The sequence below is a fragment of the Pseudomonas sp. PNPG3 genome, assembly GCF_023093815.1.
In the GTDB taxonomy this organism is placed as follows: domain Bacteria; phylum Pseudomonadota; class Gammaproteobacteria; order Pseudomonadales; family Pseudomonadaceae; genus Aquipseudomonas; species Aquipseudomonas asiatica.
In genome coordinates this window covers 1-292 of the sequence record NZ_JALLKV010000171.1, presented here as the reverse complement: position 1 = coordinate 292, position 292 = coordinate 1, and the positions used below count along the sequence as shown (strand labels likewise).

At 56.8% G+C, this 292-nt stretch carries 1 protein-coding gene; it reads left to right on the top strand.

The annotated features are described in order from the left end of the window. The coding region (locus tag MJ643_RS30605; RefSeq protein ID WP_247727297.1) for an IS3 family transposase at positions 1-292 on the top strand (292 nt) is incomplete at both ends.

Below are 292 nucleotides of genomic sequence, written 5' to 3'. Positions count from 1 at the left end.
GCTTGATCAAACACGCTTGGCTAGAAAGCGGAGGTGTATACGGCTACCGCAAAATTCACGATGACCTGCGTGAGCTGGGAGAGGAATGCGGACGAAATCGAGTCGGGCGCTTGATGCAGGCGGAGGGGCTGCGTTCGCAAACGGGCTATCGGCGGCGTCCAGGGTTTTACGGTGGAAAACCAACAGTGGCCTCGCCCAACCACCTCGCGCGGCAGTTCAAGGTCAGTGAGCCGAACAAGGTCTGGGTGACAGATATCACTTACATCCGCACCTATGAAGGATGGCTCTATCT